Source organism: Trinickia sp., from assembly GCF_051954495.1.
Classification (GTDB): Bacteria; Pseudomonadota; Gammaproteobacteria; order Burkholderiales; family Burkholderiaceae; genus Trinickia.
Genome location: NZ_JBQCHR010000015.1, coordinates 1 through 18922, shown reverse-complemented (window position 1 = coordinate 18922; position 18922 = coordinate 1). Strand labels below are relative to the sequence as shown.

The 18922-nt window shown below is 62.6% G+C and carries 17 protein-coding genes; 10 read left to right on the top strand and 7 right to left on the bottom strand.

The window, feature by feature from the left end; all coding sequences use genetic code 11:
• Position 1 precedes the first annotated feature (1 nt).
• The 3 genes from ACTHNR_RS01700 to ACTHNR_RS01690 all read left to right on the top strand — a co-directional run bounded on the left by ACTHNR_RS01700 (position 2) and on the right by ACTHNR_RS01690 (position 4154).
• Positions 2-1159: a hypothetical protein gene (locus ACTHNR_RS01700; RefSeq protein WP_440545683.1), complete on the top strand. Its 1158-nt coding sequence runs from the start codon at positions 2-4 to the stop codon at positions 1157-1159.
• Positions 1160-1270: 111 nt separating this feature from the next.
• The gene (locus ACTHNR_RS01695) at positions 1271-3349 is read left to right on the top strand and encodes a hypothetical protein (protein WP_440545682.1); all 2079 of its coding nucleotides are present in this window, start codon (positions 1271-1273) and stop codon (positions 3347-3349) included.
• Between the two features lie 64 nt (positions 3350-3413).
• On the top strand, positions 3414-4154 hold the full coding sequence (locus ACTHNR_RS01690) for an SDR family NAD(P)-dependent oxidoreductase (protein WP_440545681.1): 741 nt from the start codon (positions 3414-3416) through the stop codon (positions 4152-4154).
• Positions 4155-4184: 30 nt separating this feature from the next.
• On the opposite strand, the gene ACTHNR_RS01685 is transcribed toward ACTHNR_RS01690, so the two are convergent.
• Positions 4185-5411, bottom strand: coding sequence for an MFS transporter (locus tag ACTHNR_RS01685; RefSeq protein ID WP_440545680.1), 1227 nt, complete (start codon positions 5409-5411; stop codon positions 4185-4187).
• A gap of 246 nt (positions 5412-5657) precedes the next feature.
• Between ACTHNR_RS01685 and ACTHNR_RS01680 the strand changes: the two genes are divergently transcribed.
• The 4 genes from ACTHNR_RS01680 to ACTHNR_RS01665 all read left to right on the top strand — a co-directional run bounded on the left by ACTHNR_RS01680 (position 5658) and on the right by ACTHNR_RS01665 (position 10798).
• Positions 5658-5786 carry a hypothetical protein gene (locus tag ACTHNR_RS01680; protein ID WP_440545679.1) on the top strand — a complete coding sequence of 43 codons (129 nt, stop codon included), beginning with the start codon at positions 5658-5660 and terminating at the stop codon, positions 5784-5786.
• Between the two features lie 36 nt (positions 5787-5822).
• Positions 5823-6413, top strand: coding sequence for a cupin domain-containing protein (locus ACTHNR_RS01675; protein WP_440545678.1), 591 nt, complete (start codon positions 5823-5825; stop codon positions 6411-6413).
• 176 nt (positions 6414-6589) lie between these two features.
• Entirely contained in the window at positions 6590-8137 is a 1548-nt protein-coding gene (locus tag ACTHNR_RS01670; protein ID WP_440545677.1) for a methyl-accepting chemotaxis protein, read from the top strand.
• A 180-nt stretch (positions 8138-8317) separates the two neighbouring features.
• A complete protein-coding gene (locus tag ACTHNR_RS01665) occupies positions 8318-10798 on the top strand; it encodes a two-partner secretion domain-containing protein (protein WP_440545676.1) in 2481 nt (826 codons plus the stop codon).
• Between the two features lie 46 nt (positions 10799-10844).
• Here the strand turns inward: ACTHNR_RS01665 and ACTHNR_RS01660 are convergent, their stop codons facing one another.
• From ACTHNR_RS01660 to catA, 6 genes are all read right to left on the bottom strand, one after another.
• Positions 10845-11477: a class I SAM-dependent methyltransferase gene (locus tag ACTHNR_RS01660; RefSeq protein ID WP_440545675.1), complete on the bottom strand. Its 633-nt coding sequence runs from the start codon at positions 11475-11477 to the stop codon at positions 10845-10847.
• A gap of 128 nt (positions 11478-11605) precedes the next feature.
• Positions 11606-12382: a benzoate diol dehydrogenase BenD gene (benD, locus tag ACTHNR_RS01655; RefSeq protein WP_440545674.1), complete on the bottom strand. Its 777-nt coding sequence runs from the start codon at positions 12380-12382 to the stop codon at positions 11606-11608.
• Complete coding sequence (gene benC / locus ACTHNR_RS01650) at positions 12379-13401, bottom strand: benzoate 1,2-dioxygenase electron transfer component BenC (RefSeq protein WP_440545673.1); 1023 nt, start codon at positions 13399-13401, stop codon at positions 12379-12381. Before benC ends, benD begins: the two co-directional genes overlap by 4 nt.
• A gap of 38 nt (positions 13402-13439) precedes the next feature.
• Positions 13440-13928 carry a benzoate 1,2-dioxygenase small subunit gene (gene benB / locus ACTHNR_RS01645; protein ID WP_440545672.1) on the bottom strand — a complete coding sequence of 163 codons (489 nt, stop codon included), beginning with the start codon at positions 13926-13928 and terminating at the stop codon, positions 13440-13442.
• Entirely contained in the window at positions 13925-15283 is a 1359-nt protein-coding gene (locus tag ACTHNR_RS01640; RefSeq protein WP_440545671.1) for a Rieske 2Fe-2S domain-containing protein, read from the bottom strand. Before ACTHNR_RS01640 ends, benB begins: the two co-directional genes overlap by 4 nt.
• A gap of 102 nt (positions 15284-15385) precedes the next feature.
• On the bottom strand, positions 15386-16321 hold the full coding sequence (gene catA / locus ACTHNR_RS01635; protein ID WP_440545670.1) for a catechol 1,2-dioxygenase: 936 nt from the start codon (positions 16319-16321) through the stop codon (positions 15386-15388).
• A 172-nt stretch (positions 16322-16493) separates the two neighbouring features.
• On the opposite strand from catA, the gene ACTHNR_RS01630 reads away from it, so the two are divergent.
• The 3 genes from ACTHNR_RS01630 to ACTHNR_RS01620 all read left to right on the top strand — a co-directional run.
• Positions 16494-17417, top strand: a complete 924-nt coding sequence (locus ACTHNR_RS01630; RefSeq protein WP_440545669.1) for a LysR family transcriptional regulator — start codon at positions 16494-16496, stop codon at positions 17415-17417.
• A gap of 104 nt (positions 17418-17521) precedes the next feature.
• A complete protein-coding gene (locus tag ACTHNR_RS01625; RefSeq protein ID WP_440545668.1) occupies positions 17522-18649 on the top strand; it encodes a muconate/chloromuconate family cycloisomerase in 1128 nt (375 codons plus the stop codon).
• A gap of 64 nt (positions 18650-18713) precedes the next feature.
• Positions 18714-18922 (top strand): muconolactone Delta-isomerase family protein (locus ACTHNR_RS01620; protein WP_440545666.1); only part of this gene is annotated, 209 nt, incomplete at its 3' end.

The window sequence follows — 18922 nt, the reverse complement described above, 5'->3', positions numbered from 1 at the left end:
CATGGGCCACGCGCTTACGCGTTCGACGAACTCGTCCCTTCGCGTTTCACCTCGCGCTCGATCCTGGGTCATTCGGCGGACCCTGTGCTTCGATAGCGCCAGTCATGCGTTTCGCCATTGCGACATCGAGATCAGCGGCTCGCGCATCAGCGGCCTGGCGCCGGGCGGGCTGTCCACGCTGACGGACGGCGTGGACGGTTCGGGGTTCGTCTGCACCCCGGGGCTCGTCGGCATGGAAGCGGCGGCGAGCGGCCGCGCGTCGAATGGCGCGGCCGCCACGCGTCCGAGCGCCATGACGTCGGTCGGCATCTTCGGCGACAACATGCGGGCGCTGGCGGCGAGCGAGCGCGTGGGACCGATTCGGACGGTGGCGTTGCTGCGATTTTCGGGCAACTACCTCGAGCAGGTGAACGGCTTCCTCGATTGGTTTCTGTCCGCCTCGCGCGGCCACTTCGGCAATGAGTCGGATCCCCCCCTCACCGTCATGCCGGTCTTGTCGAGCGCCGGGCTGTTGTCGGCGTCGGAGGTGGTCGAATTCGCGAAGTTCGCGAAGACGATGGGGACGAGGATCGGTCTGCAGGTCTCGTCGAGCACGGAGGAGGCGGTGGAATTCCGTAACCGCTTCTACTGCTCGGAGAGCGCGCTGATCGGTTATCTGCTGACGCATGAACCGAACGTGACGGTGTTCGGGGCCTCGCGAGTCGACCGGCGCGAGGCGGCGATATTGGCACGCACGCAGTGCGTCGCTTCGCTCGGAGAATCGGGCGGGGCCGGGCTCGCCGATGTGTGGCGAACGTACGCCCCGCTCGTCATGCAAGGCCGCGCTGCGCTGCATATCCATGGCGGCGACGCGCAAACGCTGCTGTCCAGCGTGGCTGAGCGCGTGCCGGCCGCCAAGCTCGACCGATACGTCGATGCCCTGACGCGCTGTGCCGCGCTCGCGCTCGGTCTCTCGGATGTCGGCGTGCTGGCCCCCGGCATGAAAGCCGACATGTGCGTATTCGAGCGAGATGCCGATGACGACTACCGAGCGGGCAGCCCTGCGTTGCTGTCCTTGCTGGCAGGACGCCGGCCGGTTTTCACCGTCGTCGACGGAAAAGCGTTGCCTGATGACGAACCTGTCCGGGCGACCTACCCGGACGAATTGATGCACGCCTAGCGCCGAGCCGATGACGACTTTTGAGGATTTTCAAATGCATCGCTGCTGACTGACGGTTTGACACGGTTTTGACACGTTCACACGTTCACGCAACTTACGGGAGCACTCAACATGGCAGACAAATCTTTGCGAAAGGAACTGAGCAGCCGGTTTGCAGCGTTGCTCAAGGACGACAACGCCGCATTTTCGGTGCTGCAGTTGCTCGGGGAAGAGACGAAGTACGTCGATTCGAACACGTCCGATCATTGGTCGGGCCCGTTCGCCGCATTGGCGGAAGACTTCGCCAGCCTGAAGGGCCAAGCGCAAGGCAAGCGCTCCGTCAGCATCTGGGAGGAAGAAGAGGGCACGGGCGAATTCGTTCGCGCGCGCAAGCATATCGACTTGTGGCGCTTTTGCGCCGACGTCGAGCGCATCGGGAAAAAGGGCGACAAGAAGCGCATCGTGCTGCTAGGCGAGTCGGTCGCGCGCGGCTTCTTCTTCGACCCGGTGTATTGCCCGGCGCAGGTGTTGGGCGAGCAGTTGACGGCCTCGGCGGAGCCGGTCGAAATCATCGACCTCGCGCAGAGCAATTGCGATCCTTGGTGGCTGTCGAAGATCGCGGCGTCGGTGCCGATGCTCGAGCCCGACGCCGTCGTCGTGTTCGCGGGCAACAACTGGCGCGTGGGCGCGCTGTCCAATACCTCGGTCGACGCATTCTTGACCGATGGCGAACTCATTGAAGAGGAACAAGGATTTTCGAAGCTGCTGAACAAGCAGCTCGACAGCCTCGAGCGCTTCGCCGGACAAGTCGTCACGAAGCTGGCGTCGTCGCTGACGCCGTTGGGCGTGCCGGTGCTGTTCGTCATCCCCGAGATCAACGTGGCGGATTGGACGAGCGCGCCCGTGAGCGCGTTCGACGCGCCGCTGATGTCGAGCGAGGATACGCAAGCCTGGGTGTCGTCGTACGAAGCCGCGAAAAGTGCCCTAGAAGCCGGCGACTTCGCGGCCGCGGAGCAATCGGTGCAGCGCGCGATCGCGCTGGACGGCGGCACGTCCTCGTCGAGCCTCGATCTGCTTGCACGCATCCAGCGCGGCTTGGGCAAGCGCAATCAAGAGGTTTATGCCACGCTGCGGCGCAGCCGCGACATCATCGAAGACACGCGCGTGGTGCCGGGCGTATTCGTCAACGTGGCGGAGGCGATTCGCCGAGTAGCGCCGGAAGTGGGCGCGACCGTCGTCGATCTGCCACAGCTGTTCGGCGATCGGTACGAGCATGAAATTCCGGGCCGCCGGCTTTATCTGGACTTCTGCCATCACACGTCCGAAGGGATGCGCGTGGCGATGGCCGCCGTGGCGCAAAAATTGTTGCCGGCCTTGTTCCACAAGGAAGCGTATCTCGAGGATCTGATCCAAGCGGCCTCGAAGCCGGCCCCGGAGCACGAAGCCTGGGCGCATTTGCTCGCGGGCATTCACAATGCGCACTGGGGGCAAGACCCGGAGGTCTGCGCCTATCATTTCAAGCGCGCGCGAGAGTACGACCCGAACATCGCGAAGACAGCCGTTGCGCTCGTCTACGACGCGTATCGCCGCAAGACGCCGCCGGTATTGCTGCCCGAGTTCGATCAACTGGTGAAGAACGACATTGCCGAAGTGTGCCTGGTCGGCTATAGCCCGCTGGCGCGCGGCGTCATCAAGGAGCAGGCGTTGCTCGACGCAATCGCGACGGCTTTTCCGGAAACGGCCTCGGCGTCGGAGGGCCCCGAGCTGTCCGTGGGGCGTGTCGACGAGATCGATCTGCTGCAATCGCATTCGACGGAACTCACGGATCGCAACCGCTGGTATCGCCGCGCATACGCAGCCGCCTACGGCACGACGAGCACGTACACGTTCTCATCGACGGCCGCCCAGGATTTGTCGATCCGCGTCACCTCGCGGATACCGGAGGCCGCGCAGGCAGGGGAGATCGTCGTCGAGTTGAACGGCACGCCGATCGCCCAGGCGACGCTCAAGGACGAGTGGGTGGCGCTGCGCACGCGCGCGAGCGCCGGCGTGGTTCAGGCTGGGCTCAACGAGTTGACGATTCGTTGGCCGAACGTGCCGCGTAACGATGTGCGCGCGAAATTGCGCAAGGACTTCGAAGCGGGCCAGAAAGTCGACATTCGCAGGCAATTCGGTCAGCTCCATGACCTGAGCGTCGCGGCGGTAGCTTGATCGTCGGCGGCGCCAAACGCGTTGCGCAATGCGTATGGCGCCGTCGCACAAAGGGAGAGCTGGGATGAGTGAGCGAGTATGCCTCGTGACCGGCGTCGGTGGGGCGACGGGGGCGTCGATCGTGCGGCGGTTCGCCCGCGAGGGTTACCGTGTGGCCATGCTGGCGCGAAACGGAGAGCGTTTGCAACGCTTGGAGCGCGAGATCTCGGGCAGCAAAGCTTACGTTTGCGACGTGGGCGACCTCGATGCGCTGGGCGCGTGCATCGCGACGGTCAAGCGTGAACTCGGCAGCGCGGCTGTGATCGTTCACAACGCCGTGTCCGAAACGTTCGCCACGTTTCTCGACGGCGATCCTGCCGCGCTCGAGCGCAATTTTCGCGTGAACACGACGGCGCTGCTTCATCTGGCTCGATCGTGCGCACCGGACATGGTGGAGGCCGGCGAGGGCGCCATCGTCGTGACGGGCAACACGGCGTCGCTGCGCGGAAAGCCGAACTACGCGTTGTTCGCGCCGACGAAGGCGGCCCAACGTGTGCTGGCCGAGGCGCTGGCGCGCGACCTCGGGCCGAAGCGGGTTCACGTGGCCTATCTGATGATCGATGCCGTCATCGACGCGGCGTGGCTGAGTGAAAGCGGCCGAACGCGACCGGCGTGGGCCGAACCACCGGCCGGGTGGCCGCACGCGCGAGAGGAGTACTTCGCTCAGCCCGACGCGATCGCCGACGAGGTGTTTCATCTCGCGCATCAGCACCCGTCCGCATGGACGTTCGATTACACGATACGGCCGTTCGCCGAACGGTGGTAACGGGCGATATGGTGTGCGCGACGCCGCTCGTTAAGCGGCGGTCTCCTCGATCTCGACCTGAACGTGCGCGCGCCGGCCCGCAGCGTAGCCGAAGCACGACGACAGCACGCAGATGCCGGCGCATAGCCCGGCCAAGCCGTACAAAGACCCGGTGGCATGGAGCAGCGAGCCGGCGATGAACGGGCCGCTCGAGGCGAGCAAGTAGCCGATGCTTTGCGCCATGCTCGAGAGCTGGGCGGCGACTTGCGAATCGTTCGAACGCAACCCGATGACCGTCAGGCCGAGCGTGAACGAACTGCCCTGCGCGACGCCGAGCAGTAGCGCCCAGCCCCACATCGTCGAAAGCGGCGCGAAGAAGCAGCCGGTGAGGCTCACGCCGGCCAAGACCATGGCCGAAACGTTGATTGCGCGCTGATCGCGAAACCGCGCAATGACGAAGGGCAGCAGCAGCGACGCGACAGCCTGCGTCATCACGCTGAGCGAGAGCATGAGGCCAGCGTTGACCGCGCTCATGCCGCGCATGCGCAGCACCGTGGGCAGCCATCCGAAGACGATATAGGCGAGCGACGATTGCGATCCCATGAACAGCGTGACTTGCCAGGCAAGCGGATCTCGCCATAGCCCTCGCACTTTGTTTGCGCGCTTGCCAACCCGCATCCCGCCGGCGCGAAACTGACCGAGCCACATCGCGATCGCCGCCGCCGCGGGCACGGCCCAGAGCGCCAACGCCCAGGCCCACGCATTGTCCGCAGCGTTGCCGAACACGTGGCCGATCGCGTTGGCGGCCGGCGCGGTGGCAGCTGCCGCGGCGGCCGCGCCGGCGCACATGGCGGCGCTGTAGAGCCCCGTCATCAGCGCGACGTGATGCGGGAAGTCGCGCTTGACGACGCCCGGCATCAGCACGTTCATCAATCCGATCGAAAAGCACGCAATGGTTTGCCCAATAAACAGCGTTTGCCAAGACGGCACGACGCGCAACGCGGTGCCGGCCGTCAGCAGCACGAGCAGCGCGCGCTCGCTGCCCACGCGGCGGGCCAGCATCGGCGCGAGCGGCCCGAATATGCCGAAACAGAAAGAAGGCAGCGTGGTTAGAATGCTGGCGCCCGTCGGTGTGAGGTGCGTGGCGCGCGCCGCTTCGAGCAATATCGGGCCGACGCTGGTGATCGGCGTGCGCAGCGAGAACGCGATCAGCGCGAGGCTCGCGGCCAATACAATGCCGTGGGTGCGGGAGTGGTTAGAGGCCGTCAAGGCTGACAAAGGGTTCGTGGCGTCGCGTCGTTGCATCGACGCCGGTTGAATTTGTGGCGACCGGGCCGCGGGAGCGCTATGCTGCGCTCTCGCCGGCCGCGGCCGTGCCGCGAGCCGCATGGCGAGTCGTACCGCTTTCGCAGGCGGTTTGTAAGCTCCGCCGAGGCGACATTGTACTAGGCGGTATGCTTGCGCTTGCTTCAACCCCTCGTGCCGCAGGGGTGCATTCAATCAGATGGAGAAGGGAAACACATTATGTTGAAGGCTTGGATGATGGCGTTGGTCCTGTTGGGCGTCGCGGTGTCGGTGGCGGGCTGCAATACCGTTGACGGGGTAGGGAAGGACATCTCGGGTTCGGCGCGCGCGGTCAAGCGCGCGCTTTGATTCGATTAGATCAGGTCTGACCGAAGGTGTGCGCCGATGAATCGAACTTTGCGTGCCAAGGATCGCCTGATCGAGCGTTTCGGGCTTTCGCCCCATCCAGAGGGCGGGTATTACCGCGAGACGCATCGCGATTCGTCACGTGTCGTCCGCGTTGCGACCCAAGGGGCGAGATCCGGCGAGCCAAGCGCGGCCAGCGCGACGACGCGTTCGGCTTCCACTTGCATCTACTACATGCTGTGCGACGGCGCGTATTCGGCCTGGCATCGCATCCGTTCAGATGAAGTCTGGCACTTCTACGCAGGCGATCCGATCGACGTCCATGTTCTCGACGGGGCGGGACAGCTCGTCACGTATCGGCTCGGCGACGCGCTGGCGCGCGACGACGCGGCTTTCCAACTAGTCGTCCCAGCCGGCAGTTGGTTCGCCGCGGAGCGTCCCGCGTTGGCCGATGTCGCCGAGCCGAACGGGTTCTCATTTGTCGGGTGCACCGTCGCGCCGGGCTTCGAGTTCAGCGAGTTCGAGCTTGGCGATATCGACGCGCTTCTGGGCCAATATCCGAACCATGCGGCGCTGATACGGCGTTTGGCGCCCCGCGCGGCAGGTCGTGCCTTCGACCGCAATGCCTGACCAGAACGCGGCGCCCAGCAAGTGGCCCCTCCGTCAATAATGAAATGGCTCCACGTCGTAGAGCCGAAGGCATCTATATTAGGCTTCGGAATCCACGGTGGCCCATGCGATTCCTCAAAGAGTCCTTGTTAAATAGGACTACTAACTAATCTAAGCGACATTCGGGGAAGACGGCCATGCGCTACCTGTCGAGGATTTCGGTCGGCCGCAAACTGCAATGGGTGCTGGGTGTGGCCCTTGTCAGCCTGGGGCTGGTGGGTGCGTTCGGCGCCGCTCAGATTGCAAGGATCGCCGCCAGCACGGCTCAGATCAGCGGTAGCTGGCTTCCCGCCGCGGTTCAGGCGCAGCGTTTGGCTCAGCTCGCCGCCGCGGTTCGAAACCGGGAATTCGCCTACATCCTCGTGAGCTACGACGAACGCGCTCAGGTATTGCCGAAGCTCCAGCAGAACGTCGCGCAATTGTCCGATCAACTGCAACGCTTCGGCACGCTCCCGCTCGACGCAAACGAGCGGCGAACTTACGAGTCGGCCGTCCACGAATGGCGCACGTACCAAACTTTCACCGCGCAAATCGAGGATGCGATCGACCGTGCGGCGCATGCGTCCGCGCGTCAAATCATCATGCAGGACAGCGCGAAGAGCTTCGAGCGTCTGACCACCGAGCTCGATGCACTGTCGCAAGCGAGCGAGCGCGCGGCGGATCGGGCCGGCGGCGACGCGGGCCGCCTCGCACATCGTTCGCTCGCTTGGATCGTTGCCGCCGTGATTGCGGCGGCAGCCGTCGCGGCTGCGCTGATGACGCTCGTGGTGCGCACGATCACGGTTCCGCTCAAGCGCGCCGTCGATATCGCTCAAACTGTGGCGCGGGGAGACCTGACGCTTAGCATCGAGGCTCGGGGCGAGGATGAAACCGCTCGCTTGATCCGGTCCTTGGCGGAGATGTCGGAGCGGCTGAGGAAGCTGATCGGGGAAGTGCGCGACGGCGTGCAGTCGGTCAACATCGCGTCCGGCGAGATTGCATCGGGCAATCAGGATCTAAGCGCTCGCACGGAAAAGGTGGCCTTCAGCGTGCAGCAGACGGCCGAGTACATGAGCCAGGTCAACGCCGTGGTAACGCAGTCGGCGGATACGGCGCAGCAAGCGAGCGTCCTGTCGCAGCAGGCGTCCGGCGCCGCCGAGCGCGGCGGCGAGAGGGTCTCGCGCGTGGTGGGCAGCATGCAGGCGATCACCGATTCATCGCGCAAGATCGGCGAAATCACGACCGTGATCGACGGGATAGCCTTTCAGACGAACATCCTCGCGCTCAATGCGGCGGTCGAGGCCGCGCGGGCCGGCGAACACGGGCGCGGGTTCGCCGTCGTGGCGGGCGAAGTGCGCATGCTCGCGCAGCGCGCGGCGGCTGCGGCCAAGGAGATCAGGGAACTGGTCGAATCGTCGGCGAGCAACGTTGAGGCCGGCGGCCGCCTCGTGAACGAAGCCGGCGCGTCGATGACCGAGATCGTCGACGCGGTGGGGCGTGTCAACGCGTTGATCGAAGCGATCGCCGATTCGGCGCAGGCGCAGCGGCGCGATTTGGATCATGTGCGCGAGGCCGTGGAGCACATCGACGAAACCACGCAGCAAAATGCCGCGCTCGTCGAGCAATCGGCTTCCGCAGCCGTTGCGCTGCGCGATCAGGCCGACCGGCTGACCCAGCAGGTAGCGGTGTTTCGCGTGCAGGCGTAGCGGGGCGCGAGTGGAGGCGGGCTGCCCTTGCTGCGGCCGAAAAATCCGAAACATCGTCCGATAGCGCCGAGATATGGTGGTGGCGAGTGCGACGCATCGACCTAGTTTGAATACATCGCACTAAAGCATGCACAACAGCAGTGCGAGATGACGACGTGAACAACCAACCAAACACCACCCATGAAATCGAGAACACCATCGCTGGACTTCCAGGGGCGCACTGGCACGCCCCCTCGCGCCGACACGCTCCATTCCGATCGCTCGATGTTCACGCGCCGCCCTCTATCGCAGTGGGCGCCGGTGGCCGTGGTGCTTGCTTGCGGCGCGCCGCTTGCCGCTTATGCCGGTGGAGAACTCCCTAGCGGCGGACATTTCATCGCGGGCTCGGGCTCGATCGCTTCGTCCGGCCGGACCGTCAATATTGCGCAGAGCACGAGCCGCGGCGTCATCGACTGGACGCGCTTTTCGATCGGCAAGGGCAATCGAGTCAACTTCGACAACGGCAACGGTGCGACGCTGAACCGTGTAACCGGCGGCGACCCCTCGATCATTCTCGGCGCATTGTCGGCAACCGGCAGCGTCTACCTCATCAATCCTCAAGGCATTGTGATTGGCCGAAGCGGCACCGTCACGACGGGCGGCCGCTTCGTGGCTTCCACGCTCGATACCTGTTCGTGCGCGTTCATGAAAGGACATGCGTCGGACTTCCACGGCGACTCGCATGCGCTCGTCGTCAATCTAGGCCACATCGGTTCGACGGGCGGGGATGTCGCCTTGATCGCTCGCGATACGGTCATCAACGCAGGGCGTATCGATGCACCGAACGGCACCGCGGAGCTCGCCGCCGGGGCGGATGTTTTGCTGCAGGATGCATGGAACAGCCGGCAAGTGTTCGTGCGAACCGGCAGCGGCGGCACTGTCGTCAACGCAGGCGTGATCGAGGCGGCGCAGGCCAGCTTGCAAGCGGCGGACGGCAACGTATTCGCGCTCGCGGGAAGACACTCGGCGATTCGCGCCGACGGCACGGCTAAGCGCGATGGTCACGTCTGGCTCGTCGCCGATAAAGGCAACGTCATGCTCGATGGCAACATCGCTGCGGCTAACGCGGACGGTAGCGGCGGCACGGTCGACACGAATGCGGGCAGGTTGCAATTCGGAGCGAGCGGTAAAACGCGGGTGAAAGCCGCGCAATGGAACATTACGACGCCGAGCCTCACGATTGGACGGCCAGCCGCGCGCGCATTCCAGCGCAGCCTCGACGCCGACACGTCGATCGCCGTCGGCACTACCGGAGCGGACAGCGCAGACGGCGACATCGAAGTCGCGTCGAACCTGTCCTGGCGCGGCCCGGCATCGCTGACCCTCGGCGCCTATCGATCGGTGACGATCGACTCGGGCAGTAAGATCCGGAACCGAGGTTCGGGCAGTTTGACGTTACGCGCGGATTCAAGCGCGATCGATAACGGCGGCAGCGTGACGAACGACGGGGTCATCGACTGGTCCCGCAGTACGGGAACCGTCACGGCGCTTTACGATATGAACGGCTCCTATTCGCCGGGCACGCAAAAAGTCAATGCTGCTTGGACGAGTGCACCCGACAGCGGCGTCGTTGCGCAAATCACGGGATATAAGCTCGTCAATTCCGCGGAAGACTTCGCCGACGTAAGCCACGATCTGGCCGGAAATTATGCCGTCGGCAAGGACTTCACCGCACCCACGGACGATGGCCGTTTCATCCCCATGGGCAACGTCGACAATCCGTTCACGGGCCAGTTCTACGGACAGGGTCACACCATTGGCGTGCCGGTCGGGTCCGCCTATGACGATCACGAGCCGTCGAGTGTGGACCCGTTCCGAGGCATTGGACTTTTTGGCGTGATCGGGACCACAGGCGTGGTACGCGACATTACCGTCAGTAGCGCAACGGATGAATTCGTCGCTCCACCGAGCGCGGTAGGCATCCTTGCCGGCGTGAACTACGGCACGATCGTCGATGCCCATAGCGTCGGTTCGCTCGGTATTCACGACTTCGGATATGCGGGGCCTGTGGGCGGGCTCGTCGGGCTGAACTACGGCAAGATTGCACGCTCGTCCAGCACAGCGTCTGTCAAGGCGCCGAGTATGTCCGGCGGGCTCGTCGGCTCCAACGCAGCGGGCGGCACAATACGTCAGTCGTACGCCACGGGCGATGTCCTCGGGACGTGGTCCTCGCCGGGCGCCGGCGGTCTCGCGGGCTTCAACGGCGGCACGATCGTCCAGTCGTACGCGACGGGAGACGTGACGTACGAGCCGCATATGTGCGCGCCAGGGTGGGGCTGCGGATCGACGTCGGCTGGGGGGCTCGTCTCTCGTAACGACGGCACGATCAGCGAATCGTTCGCCACGGGGAATGCGGACTTCGAAAGAGATCCGACACAGGTGGGCGGCATCGTGGCCGTGAACAACGGGTCGATCGCCGACAATGTCTACTGGGACAAAGATACGTCGCTGGCCGCGGCCGGCGTGGCATGGGGCACGTCGACGCCGGCGGCCAGCGGGCTCACGACCGCTCAAATGACGGATCGATCGTCGTTCGTCGGTTTCGACTTCGGCCCGAATGGCGCATGGGCGATGCCGGTGGGCGCGACGCATCCGGTACTTTGGTGGGAGACGAACCGTTGATCAAAGAAGCTTTGTAAGGAACGGTTTTCGGTCAGCCGGCCCTGAATCAAGCGGCCGGCTTGCGCCACACACTTGCCAGCCAAGGCTGCTGCTCACGCGGCAAGCCTGCGGGACGGTAGTAGTGTTCGAGCTCGACGAACCCCGCACCGATCATATGGCGAGACCATGCATCGAGATCGTGGAAGGCGCCGTAGCGGCCATGGGTCCAACCTTCTTGGTTCGCGCCTCGCGGGTTGGAGCTGAATAGAATGCCGCCGGGCTTCAGTGTCGCGTGCAATTGGCGAAGCACCCGCGGCAATTCCTGAGCCGGAACATGAAATAGAGAGGCGTTGGCGAAAATGCCGTCAAAGCGTTCAGCCGGCAAGTGCAACTGGAGGAAGTCCTGCTGCCATACTTCACAGCCGGATTCGTCCCGCGCCATCGCAACGAAGCGCTCAGCGCCGTCCAAGCCGACGGCATGATGGCCGAGGGCGGTGAAGGCTTTCAAATCGCGCCCTGGTCCGCAGCCAAAGTCGAGGATCGAGAAGGGCGGTTCGACCTCGATGTGACGCAGCAACGCCGCAATGTTCTGCGTGACATCGTGATCTCGCGTGCCTTCGCGGAAAGGCTCTGCGTTCGCGTTGTAATGCTGCAGCGTGGTCGAGGTGATCTGCTCGAGTTCGGGCGGGATGAGTTTCATAATCGCGTATCGGGGGATGCCTGGCGCTACCGAACGCAGTCTACTTGTTTTCCTGACGCGCGGCTGCAGATTGGGATAACACACTGCGGATGCACGCGGGACAAAGCAGTTGAAGACGGACCGCGTCCCTAACCGTTGTCGCCGCCCGCCACCGGCAGCACGGCGCCTGTGATGTACCCCGCCTCATCGGAGGCGAGGAAGAGAATCGGGGCGATTTGCTCATCGAGCGTGCCATAGCGCTTGAAGAAGGTCGACTCGGTGACCTGCTTCACTGCCTCGCTCATCCATTCCTTCTCTAGCTCGCTCTCGCCCGCGGTATTGCGCGGCACGCGTCGTGGAGGTGCTTCGGTGCCACCGGGCGCTGCGGCGACCACGCGGATGTTGTGCTCGCCATATTCCATCGCGAGCGACTGGGTCATGGCGTTGACGCCACCCTTTGCCGCGGAGTAGGGGACTCGACGAATGCCGCGTGTCGCATTCGACGAAACGGTGACGATCGTTCCCCCTCCTTGCGCGAGCATAGGCGGAAGGACTGCATGGCAAGCATATAAAGTCGGCATGAGCGAGCGACGAATCTCCGCGTCAATCTGCGCCGGCTCGAATTCGGCATAGGGGCGCATACGGATAGCCCCGCCGACACCGTTCACGAGGATGTCGATCCGGCCAAACCGCTGCACGGCGAAGGCCATGGCGGACGCCGCGCCTTCATAGGTCTCGAGGTCCGCGATGAAGCCCGCGGTCTCGCCGCCTGCCGCCTCTGCGGCGACCTCGCAAACGAAGTCGGCGCGGTCGACGAAGAGCACCTTCGCGCCTTCGGCCGCCGCGCGCAGCGCGACACCGCGTCCGATACCCTGCGCCGCGCCGGTCACGACCATGACCTTGCCTTCGAACCGTTGGCTGCTCATGCCGCCACCAGCGCTGCGTTGGGGGTGAACTTCTCGTAGTGGAAGCTGTGCGGGGTCACACCGCTATCGTCGAAATACTGACGCACTGCATCCACCATCGGCGGCGGGCCACACAGATATACGTCGACATCGCCATCGTTCAGGCATTCTGCGGGCATATGCTGCGTCACCCAGCCTTTGCGCGGATGACGTGAAGTGTCTTCCGCGACGACCGTGCTGAACGTGAAATTGGGCAGCTTCGCGACGTACGCTTCGATGGCGTCGATCTGCACGAGGTCCAGGTCGCGCGTGACACCGTAGATGAGATGGACCTTCTGTTGCGAGTTCGCGCGCGCGAGCACTTCCAGCATCGACAGGAAGGGAGCCAGGCCCGTGCCCCCGGCGAGAAAGAGGAGCGGACGCTCGACTGCTCGAAGATAAAAGCTGCCCAATGGGCCGGTCAGCTCCACCTTGTGGCCGGGTCGTGCCGATTCGAGCCAGGTGGTCATCACGCCACCCGGAATCTTTTTGATCAGGAAGCTGATACTCGATGCGCCGGGAGCAGAGGAGAACGAATAGGATCGGCGTTGCCCGCTGCCGGGAACGTCGATGTTGACGTACTGACCGGCGAGAAAGACAGGAGGCGCGCCGTCCACTTCAAGCTCGAGGACCACCGCCGCATCATGATGCCGTTCGACCTTCGCGACGGTTGCCGAGAATGTGCTTTGCTCGGTTTTGCACGCCGCCGACGACGCAGGAACGGTGATGACGCAGTCGCTCTCGGGCACCATCTGGCATGTGAGCACCAGCCCACGCGCCTTCTCGTCCTCGCTCAGTGCGTCCTCGATGTAGTCATCGCCCAAATCGTAGCTGCCACTTTCTGCGCGACACTTGCAGGTACCGCACACGCCGTCGGAGCAGTCCATCGGCAGATTGATCCTGGCGCGGAACGCGGCGTCGAGAACCTTTTCGCCGGCATTGCATTCGACGAATCGCGTGACGCCGTCTTCAAAATTCAGTGCGATCGTGTAGCTGGACATATTGCCTCTCACTTTCTCTGTCATTCCGACCCGTGCGATCAAACGTGATAGACGTCGAGCACCTGGCGGATATAGTCGTTCTTCAGCGCAATCTTCTTTCTTGAAATCAACAAGCGGTCGTCGACCTTGCGCAAAGTGACGTAGACGGTGCCGAAGAACTGATCCGTCGTCTTGTAGCGATGATTCAACGTGTTGAAGTTGTAGCGGACGTCGACTTCGGTGTCGCGCTCGGCTAGAACTTCCACGTTGGTCACGTTGTGACTCGTGCGCGGTTCCGGCATCGAGGCGCCGCTTCGCTCGGTCTTGATGCGAAACACGCGATCTTCGAGGCCGCCGCGGTCCGCGTAGTACATCAGCGAAACCTGGCTTTGCGGGTCTTCGGTGAGCTTGTCATCGTCGTCCCAGGCTGGCATCCAGTAGTTGACGTCTTCCGTGTAGCACGCCAGCCACTCATCCCACTGACGGTCATCCAGGAAGCGCGCCTCTTGGTAGAGTGCGCGGCAGATTTTTTGATAGTCGATGCTCATGCCGTCGCCTCTGCTTGTTCTTTACGCAGCGCTTCGCGCATCACCCGCATCCAATATTCGTGTTGAACCACGAAGAGCCCTTCGTCTTCGCTGCGCTCGCCCGAGATGAGCGGATTTATGCCCATACCTTTCGCGTTTTCATCGGGGCCGTGGATCCACAGCGGCGCTCCGCGCGACATGTCGTTCCACATCGATGTCGCGCCGGCGTAACCCGCCTGGCAAGCGCGAAATTCTTCCAGGTCGTCACTCGTGCCCATGCCCGAGACGTTGAAGAAATCCTCGTACTGGCGAATTCGCGTGGCGCGATTTTCGGCGCTCTCTCCCTTCGGCGCGAAGCAGAAGATGCTGACTTCGGTCTTGTCGACGCTAATGGGCCGGACTACGCGAATTTGCGTGCTGAACTGGTCCATTAGGAACATGTTGGGATACAGGCACAGGTTGCGCGTCTGGTTGACGATGTACTTAGCCTTGTCTTCGCCCGCGCGTGCGGCGATTTCCTCGCGATGCTCGTAGATCGGGCGCACTTCCGGGTTCATTGTGTTGGTCCAGAGCAGGATGTGGCCATGCTCGAAGCCATACACACCCGCCACCGATTTACTCCAGCCGTTCGCATCCACAGCCTTGGTGCCTTCGAGCTTACGGCGCCCCATCGTGGCCGCGTAGTTCCAATGCACGGTGCTGACGTGATAGCCGTCGCAACCATTCTCCATCTGCATCTTCCAGTTGCCGTCGTAGATGTAGGAGGAGTTGCCGCGCAAGACTTCGAGGCCCTCCGATGCTTGAGAGACGATCTGGTCGATGATGATCTTCGTTTCGCCAAGGTAGTCCTCAAGCGGCATGACGTCTGCGTTCAGGCTGCCGAACAGGAAGCCCCGATAGTTCTGAAAACGCGCGACCTTTCGAAGGTCGTGCGAGCCTTGCTGGTTGAACTGCACCGGATATTCGGTGGTCTTTTCGTCCTTCACCTTCAGGAGCTTGCCGGCGTTGGAGAAGGTCCAGCCGTGGAACGGGCAGGTGAAGCTGCCCTTGTTGCCGTGCTTGCGGCGGCAGAGCATGGCGCCCTTGTGCGCGCAAGCATTGATGAGGGCGTGCAGTTCACCCGCTTTGTCACGCGTGATGACGATCGGTTGGCGACCGATCGACGTGGTGTAGTAGTCGTTGTTGCTCGGCACCTGGCTTTCGTGCGCCAGGTACACCCAGTTGCCCTCGAAGATGTGCTTCATCTCGAGCTCGTACAGGTCGGCGTTCGTGAAGATGTCGCGGCGGCAACGGAAAACGCCGTTTTCCTTGTCATGTTGAACGGCATTGCTCAGCAAATCGTCCAGTTGTCGTGCTTTATCGATCATGGCGGACATGAGTCGTCTCCCTATGCGAGCTTCGTGATGAAGCTCTCAGCATCGGTTCAGAAGGTTCTGGCAGGAGGGCGGGTGGCTTAGTGCCGAGCCGCCCCAAGACAATCACGCGGTGACGGCGGCGCGCGGACGATTCACCAGTTGGTTGTCCTTGCCTCGCACCAGCGGAGTCAACTTGATGTCGAACCGGATTTCTTTGTACGCGTCGGCCTTGAGGCCGAGCGCTGCACCCCCGGTCTTTTCGACCACGTGCGGCACGAGTTCTTCGCGGGTTGCATAGGCGAAGTCATCCCAGATCAGCGGGTCGCCTTCGATATTGATTTGCGTCGTGAGCTTGCGGCTCTTGTCGCTCGTCACGAAGAAGTGGACATGGGCCGGGCGATTCCCGTGGCGAGCGAGGGTGTTGAGCAGCGTTTGTGTTGCGCCGTGCGGCGGGCAGCCGTAGCCGACGGGCATGAGCGTGCGAAATTCGTACTTGCCGTCGGCGCGGGTTTTCACTGCACCGCGCAGATTGAATTCGTCTTGCGCACCGGTCGGATCGAAGTGCGAATAGAAACCTTTCGAGTTGGCGTGCCAGCATTCGACGACAGCGCCTTCCACCGGCTTGCCATCCGAGCCGGTGACCGTGCCGCGGATGATGAGCGGCGCCGCGTCTTCGTCGGCGTTCAAATCGATCTTGGAGACGCCTTCACGAATCGGCGCGCCGGCCACATAGAGCGGACCTTCGATGGTGCGCGGGGTGCCGCCGTGGATATCGGCTTCACGATCCTGTGCATCCATGCGGATGTCGAGATACTTTTCAAGGCCGAGGCCAGCGGCCAAAAGCGCAGCCTCGCCGTCCTGACCGAGCTTGTTGAAGTAGTTCACGCCTGCCCAAATTTCGTCGGGAGTCATATCGAGGTCGTCGATGGCCTTGAACAGGTCGCTCAGCAGGCGATGCGTAATCTGCTTCGCGCGTTGGTTTCCGTCCTGGCTTCCAAGATTGGCAGCGGCCTGAAGCAGGTTCTGCACTTCCTTCGACTCGAATACTTTGGCGCTCATGTCTACTCCTAACTCGCTTTATGGTTGGGGGTTAACCCTCGTTCTGGGCCAGTGTAGATATGCTCAGAAGGTATAATTCGGCACTGAAACGAGGCATGAGCGCAGAATAGTGGACGGCAAAAGGGCGAGTCCAAGACTGATTTAGTATCGGGCTATATCCGGGAGGTATTGTATGGAGCTGCGACATCTCCGCTACTTCGTGGCGGTCGCCGAAGAGCGGAATTTCACGCGTGCAGCTCAGCGGCTGCACATTGCACAGCCGCCTTTAAGCCGTCAGATTCAGCAACTCGAGGAGATACTGGGCGTGCAGCTGTTCGAACGAAACTCTCGGCCTCTAAAACTCACGGAGACGGGCAAGTTCTTTTACGCTCATGCCACGCAGTTGCTGGCAAAGACGTCCGAACTCGAGTCGATGACAAGGCGCGTCGGCAACATCGAGCGCAGCATGTCGGTGGGATTTGTCGCGTCGACGCTCTACGGGTTGCTGCCAAAAATCATTCGCCGATTCCGCGATGAGAATCCGACTGTCGAGCTGAGCTTGCATGAGATGTCGACGACCGACCAGATCCGGGCGCTCAAAGAGGGCAGCATCGATGTCGGTTTTGGCCGTATCCGGCTGGAAGATTCGAATATCCGTCGCGTCGTTCTGCGAGAAGAGAAAATGATCGTCGCGTTTCCGCTCGGCCATCCCCTTGCGCTGGCCAAGCCCGTTTCGGCCCTGCGCGATCTCATCAACGAAACGCTCATCATCTATCCAAAGACACCACGTCCAAGTTACGCCGACCAGGTTCTTGCCGCCTTCAAGGACCGTGGACTGACGCCAGCCAAGATCTATGAGGTACGTGAAATCCAGATTGCCTTGGGGCTCGTGGCTGCGGGTGAGGGGATTTCCATCGTCCCGAGCAGCGTATACGGGCTTAAGCGCGACGATGTGAGTTACAGGGAACTCGACGACCCGACGCTGACCTCGCCGATCATCATGAGTATGCGGGCGATGGACGAATCGCGCGATATCGAGGAGATGCTCAGCCTGGTTTATCGCTTGTACGAGGAGGCGAACATTCCGTACGAACGCCCCGCCGATAAGGCGACGTAGGGCGGTCATACCTGGGGGGTATGGCGCTAGACGTCGACGGTCTTGGACAACCGGATATTGCGCGCGCAATACTTCGGCAACCCGTCCACTTAGTCATTGCAGGTATGAACGCTCGAATTACATCCGTCGAAGCGATTCTGGTCGACCTCCCGACCATTCGCGCGCATCAGCTCTCCATGGCGACGATGCAACAGCAAACCATGGTCGTCATTCGATTGCGTTCGAGCGACGGTATCGAGGGCATTGGCGAAGCCACGACGATTGGCGGTTTGTCTTACGGTGAAGAAAGTCCTGAAGGCATCAAGCTGACCATCGACACCTACCTGGCGCCGGCGCTCGTTGGGCAGGACGCGACCAACATCAATGCGGCCATGCTCAAGCTGAACAAGGTCGCACGTGGCAATCGCTTTGCCAAATCCGGCATTGAGACGGCGCTGCTCGATGCGCAGGGCAAACGGCTCGGTGTTCCCGTTTGCTCGCTGCTCGGCGGCGCCGCTCGCGAGACACTGCCGGTGCTGTGGACGCTCGCCAGCGGCGATACCCACCGCGACATTGAAGAAGCCGAGATGCTGCTCGCCGAGCGCCGCCATAACGTCTTCAAGCTGAAGATCGGCCGCCGCAGCGTGCGCGACGACGTGGCTCACGTGTCCAAAATCAAAGCGGCGCTGGGCGACCGTGCGAAGGTGACCGTCGACGTCAACCAATCATGGAACGAGGTCGAGGCGGCTTTAGGCATCGCAGCCCTCGAAGCTGCGGGTATCGACCTCATCGAGCAGCCCACGCCACGCGAGCAGCGCGGAGCGCTTGCGCGGCTCGCCGCGCGTTTCATCGTGCCCATCATGGCCGACGAAGGCATCAGCGGGCCAGAGGACGCACTCGACCTCGTACGTGACGCATGCGCCGACGTGTTTGCATTGAAGATCGCGAAGTCCGGCGGCATCTACGGCATGATGCGCGCGGCCGCGATTGCCGACGCCGCCGGCGTCCTGCTCTATGGCGGCACGATGCTTGAAGGCAGTATCGGCTCGATTGCGTCCGCCCACGGCTTCAGCGCGTTGCCGCACCTGGCGTGGGGTACCGAGCTCTTCGGCCCGCTGCTGCTCAAGGACGACATCGTGACGGTGCGTCCTCAGTATCGCGACTTCGAACTTCACCTGCCCGAAGGCCCGGGTCTCGGGCTGAAAATCGACGAAGAAAAGCTCGCGTTTTACCGCCGCGACAAGAACGCTTAAGCGCGGGCCGACAAGAAATCCTCGCGCCTTTACATGAGGGAGCGGCAACTTCTCAGGAGAGAACATGCTTTATCTCGTAAGAATGGATGTCCATCTGCCCCACGACATGCCTGCGGCACACGCCGAAGAAATCAAGGCTAGCGAGAAAGCCTACTCGCAGGCCCTGCAACGAAGCGGAAAGTGGCAGCAGTTGCATCGCATCGCGGGCGAATACGCGAACTTCAGCGTGTTCGATGTGGATTCGCATGACGAACTGCACACCATCTTGTCGGC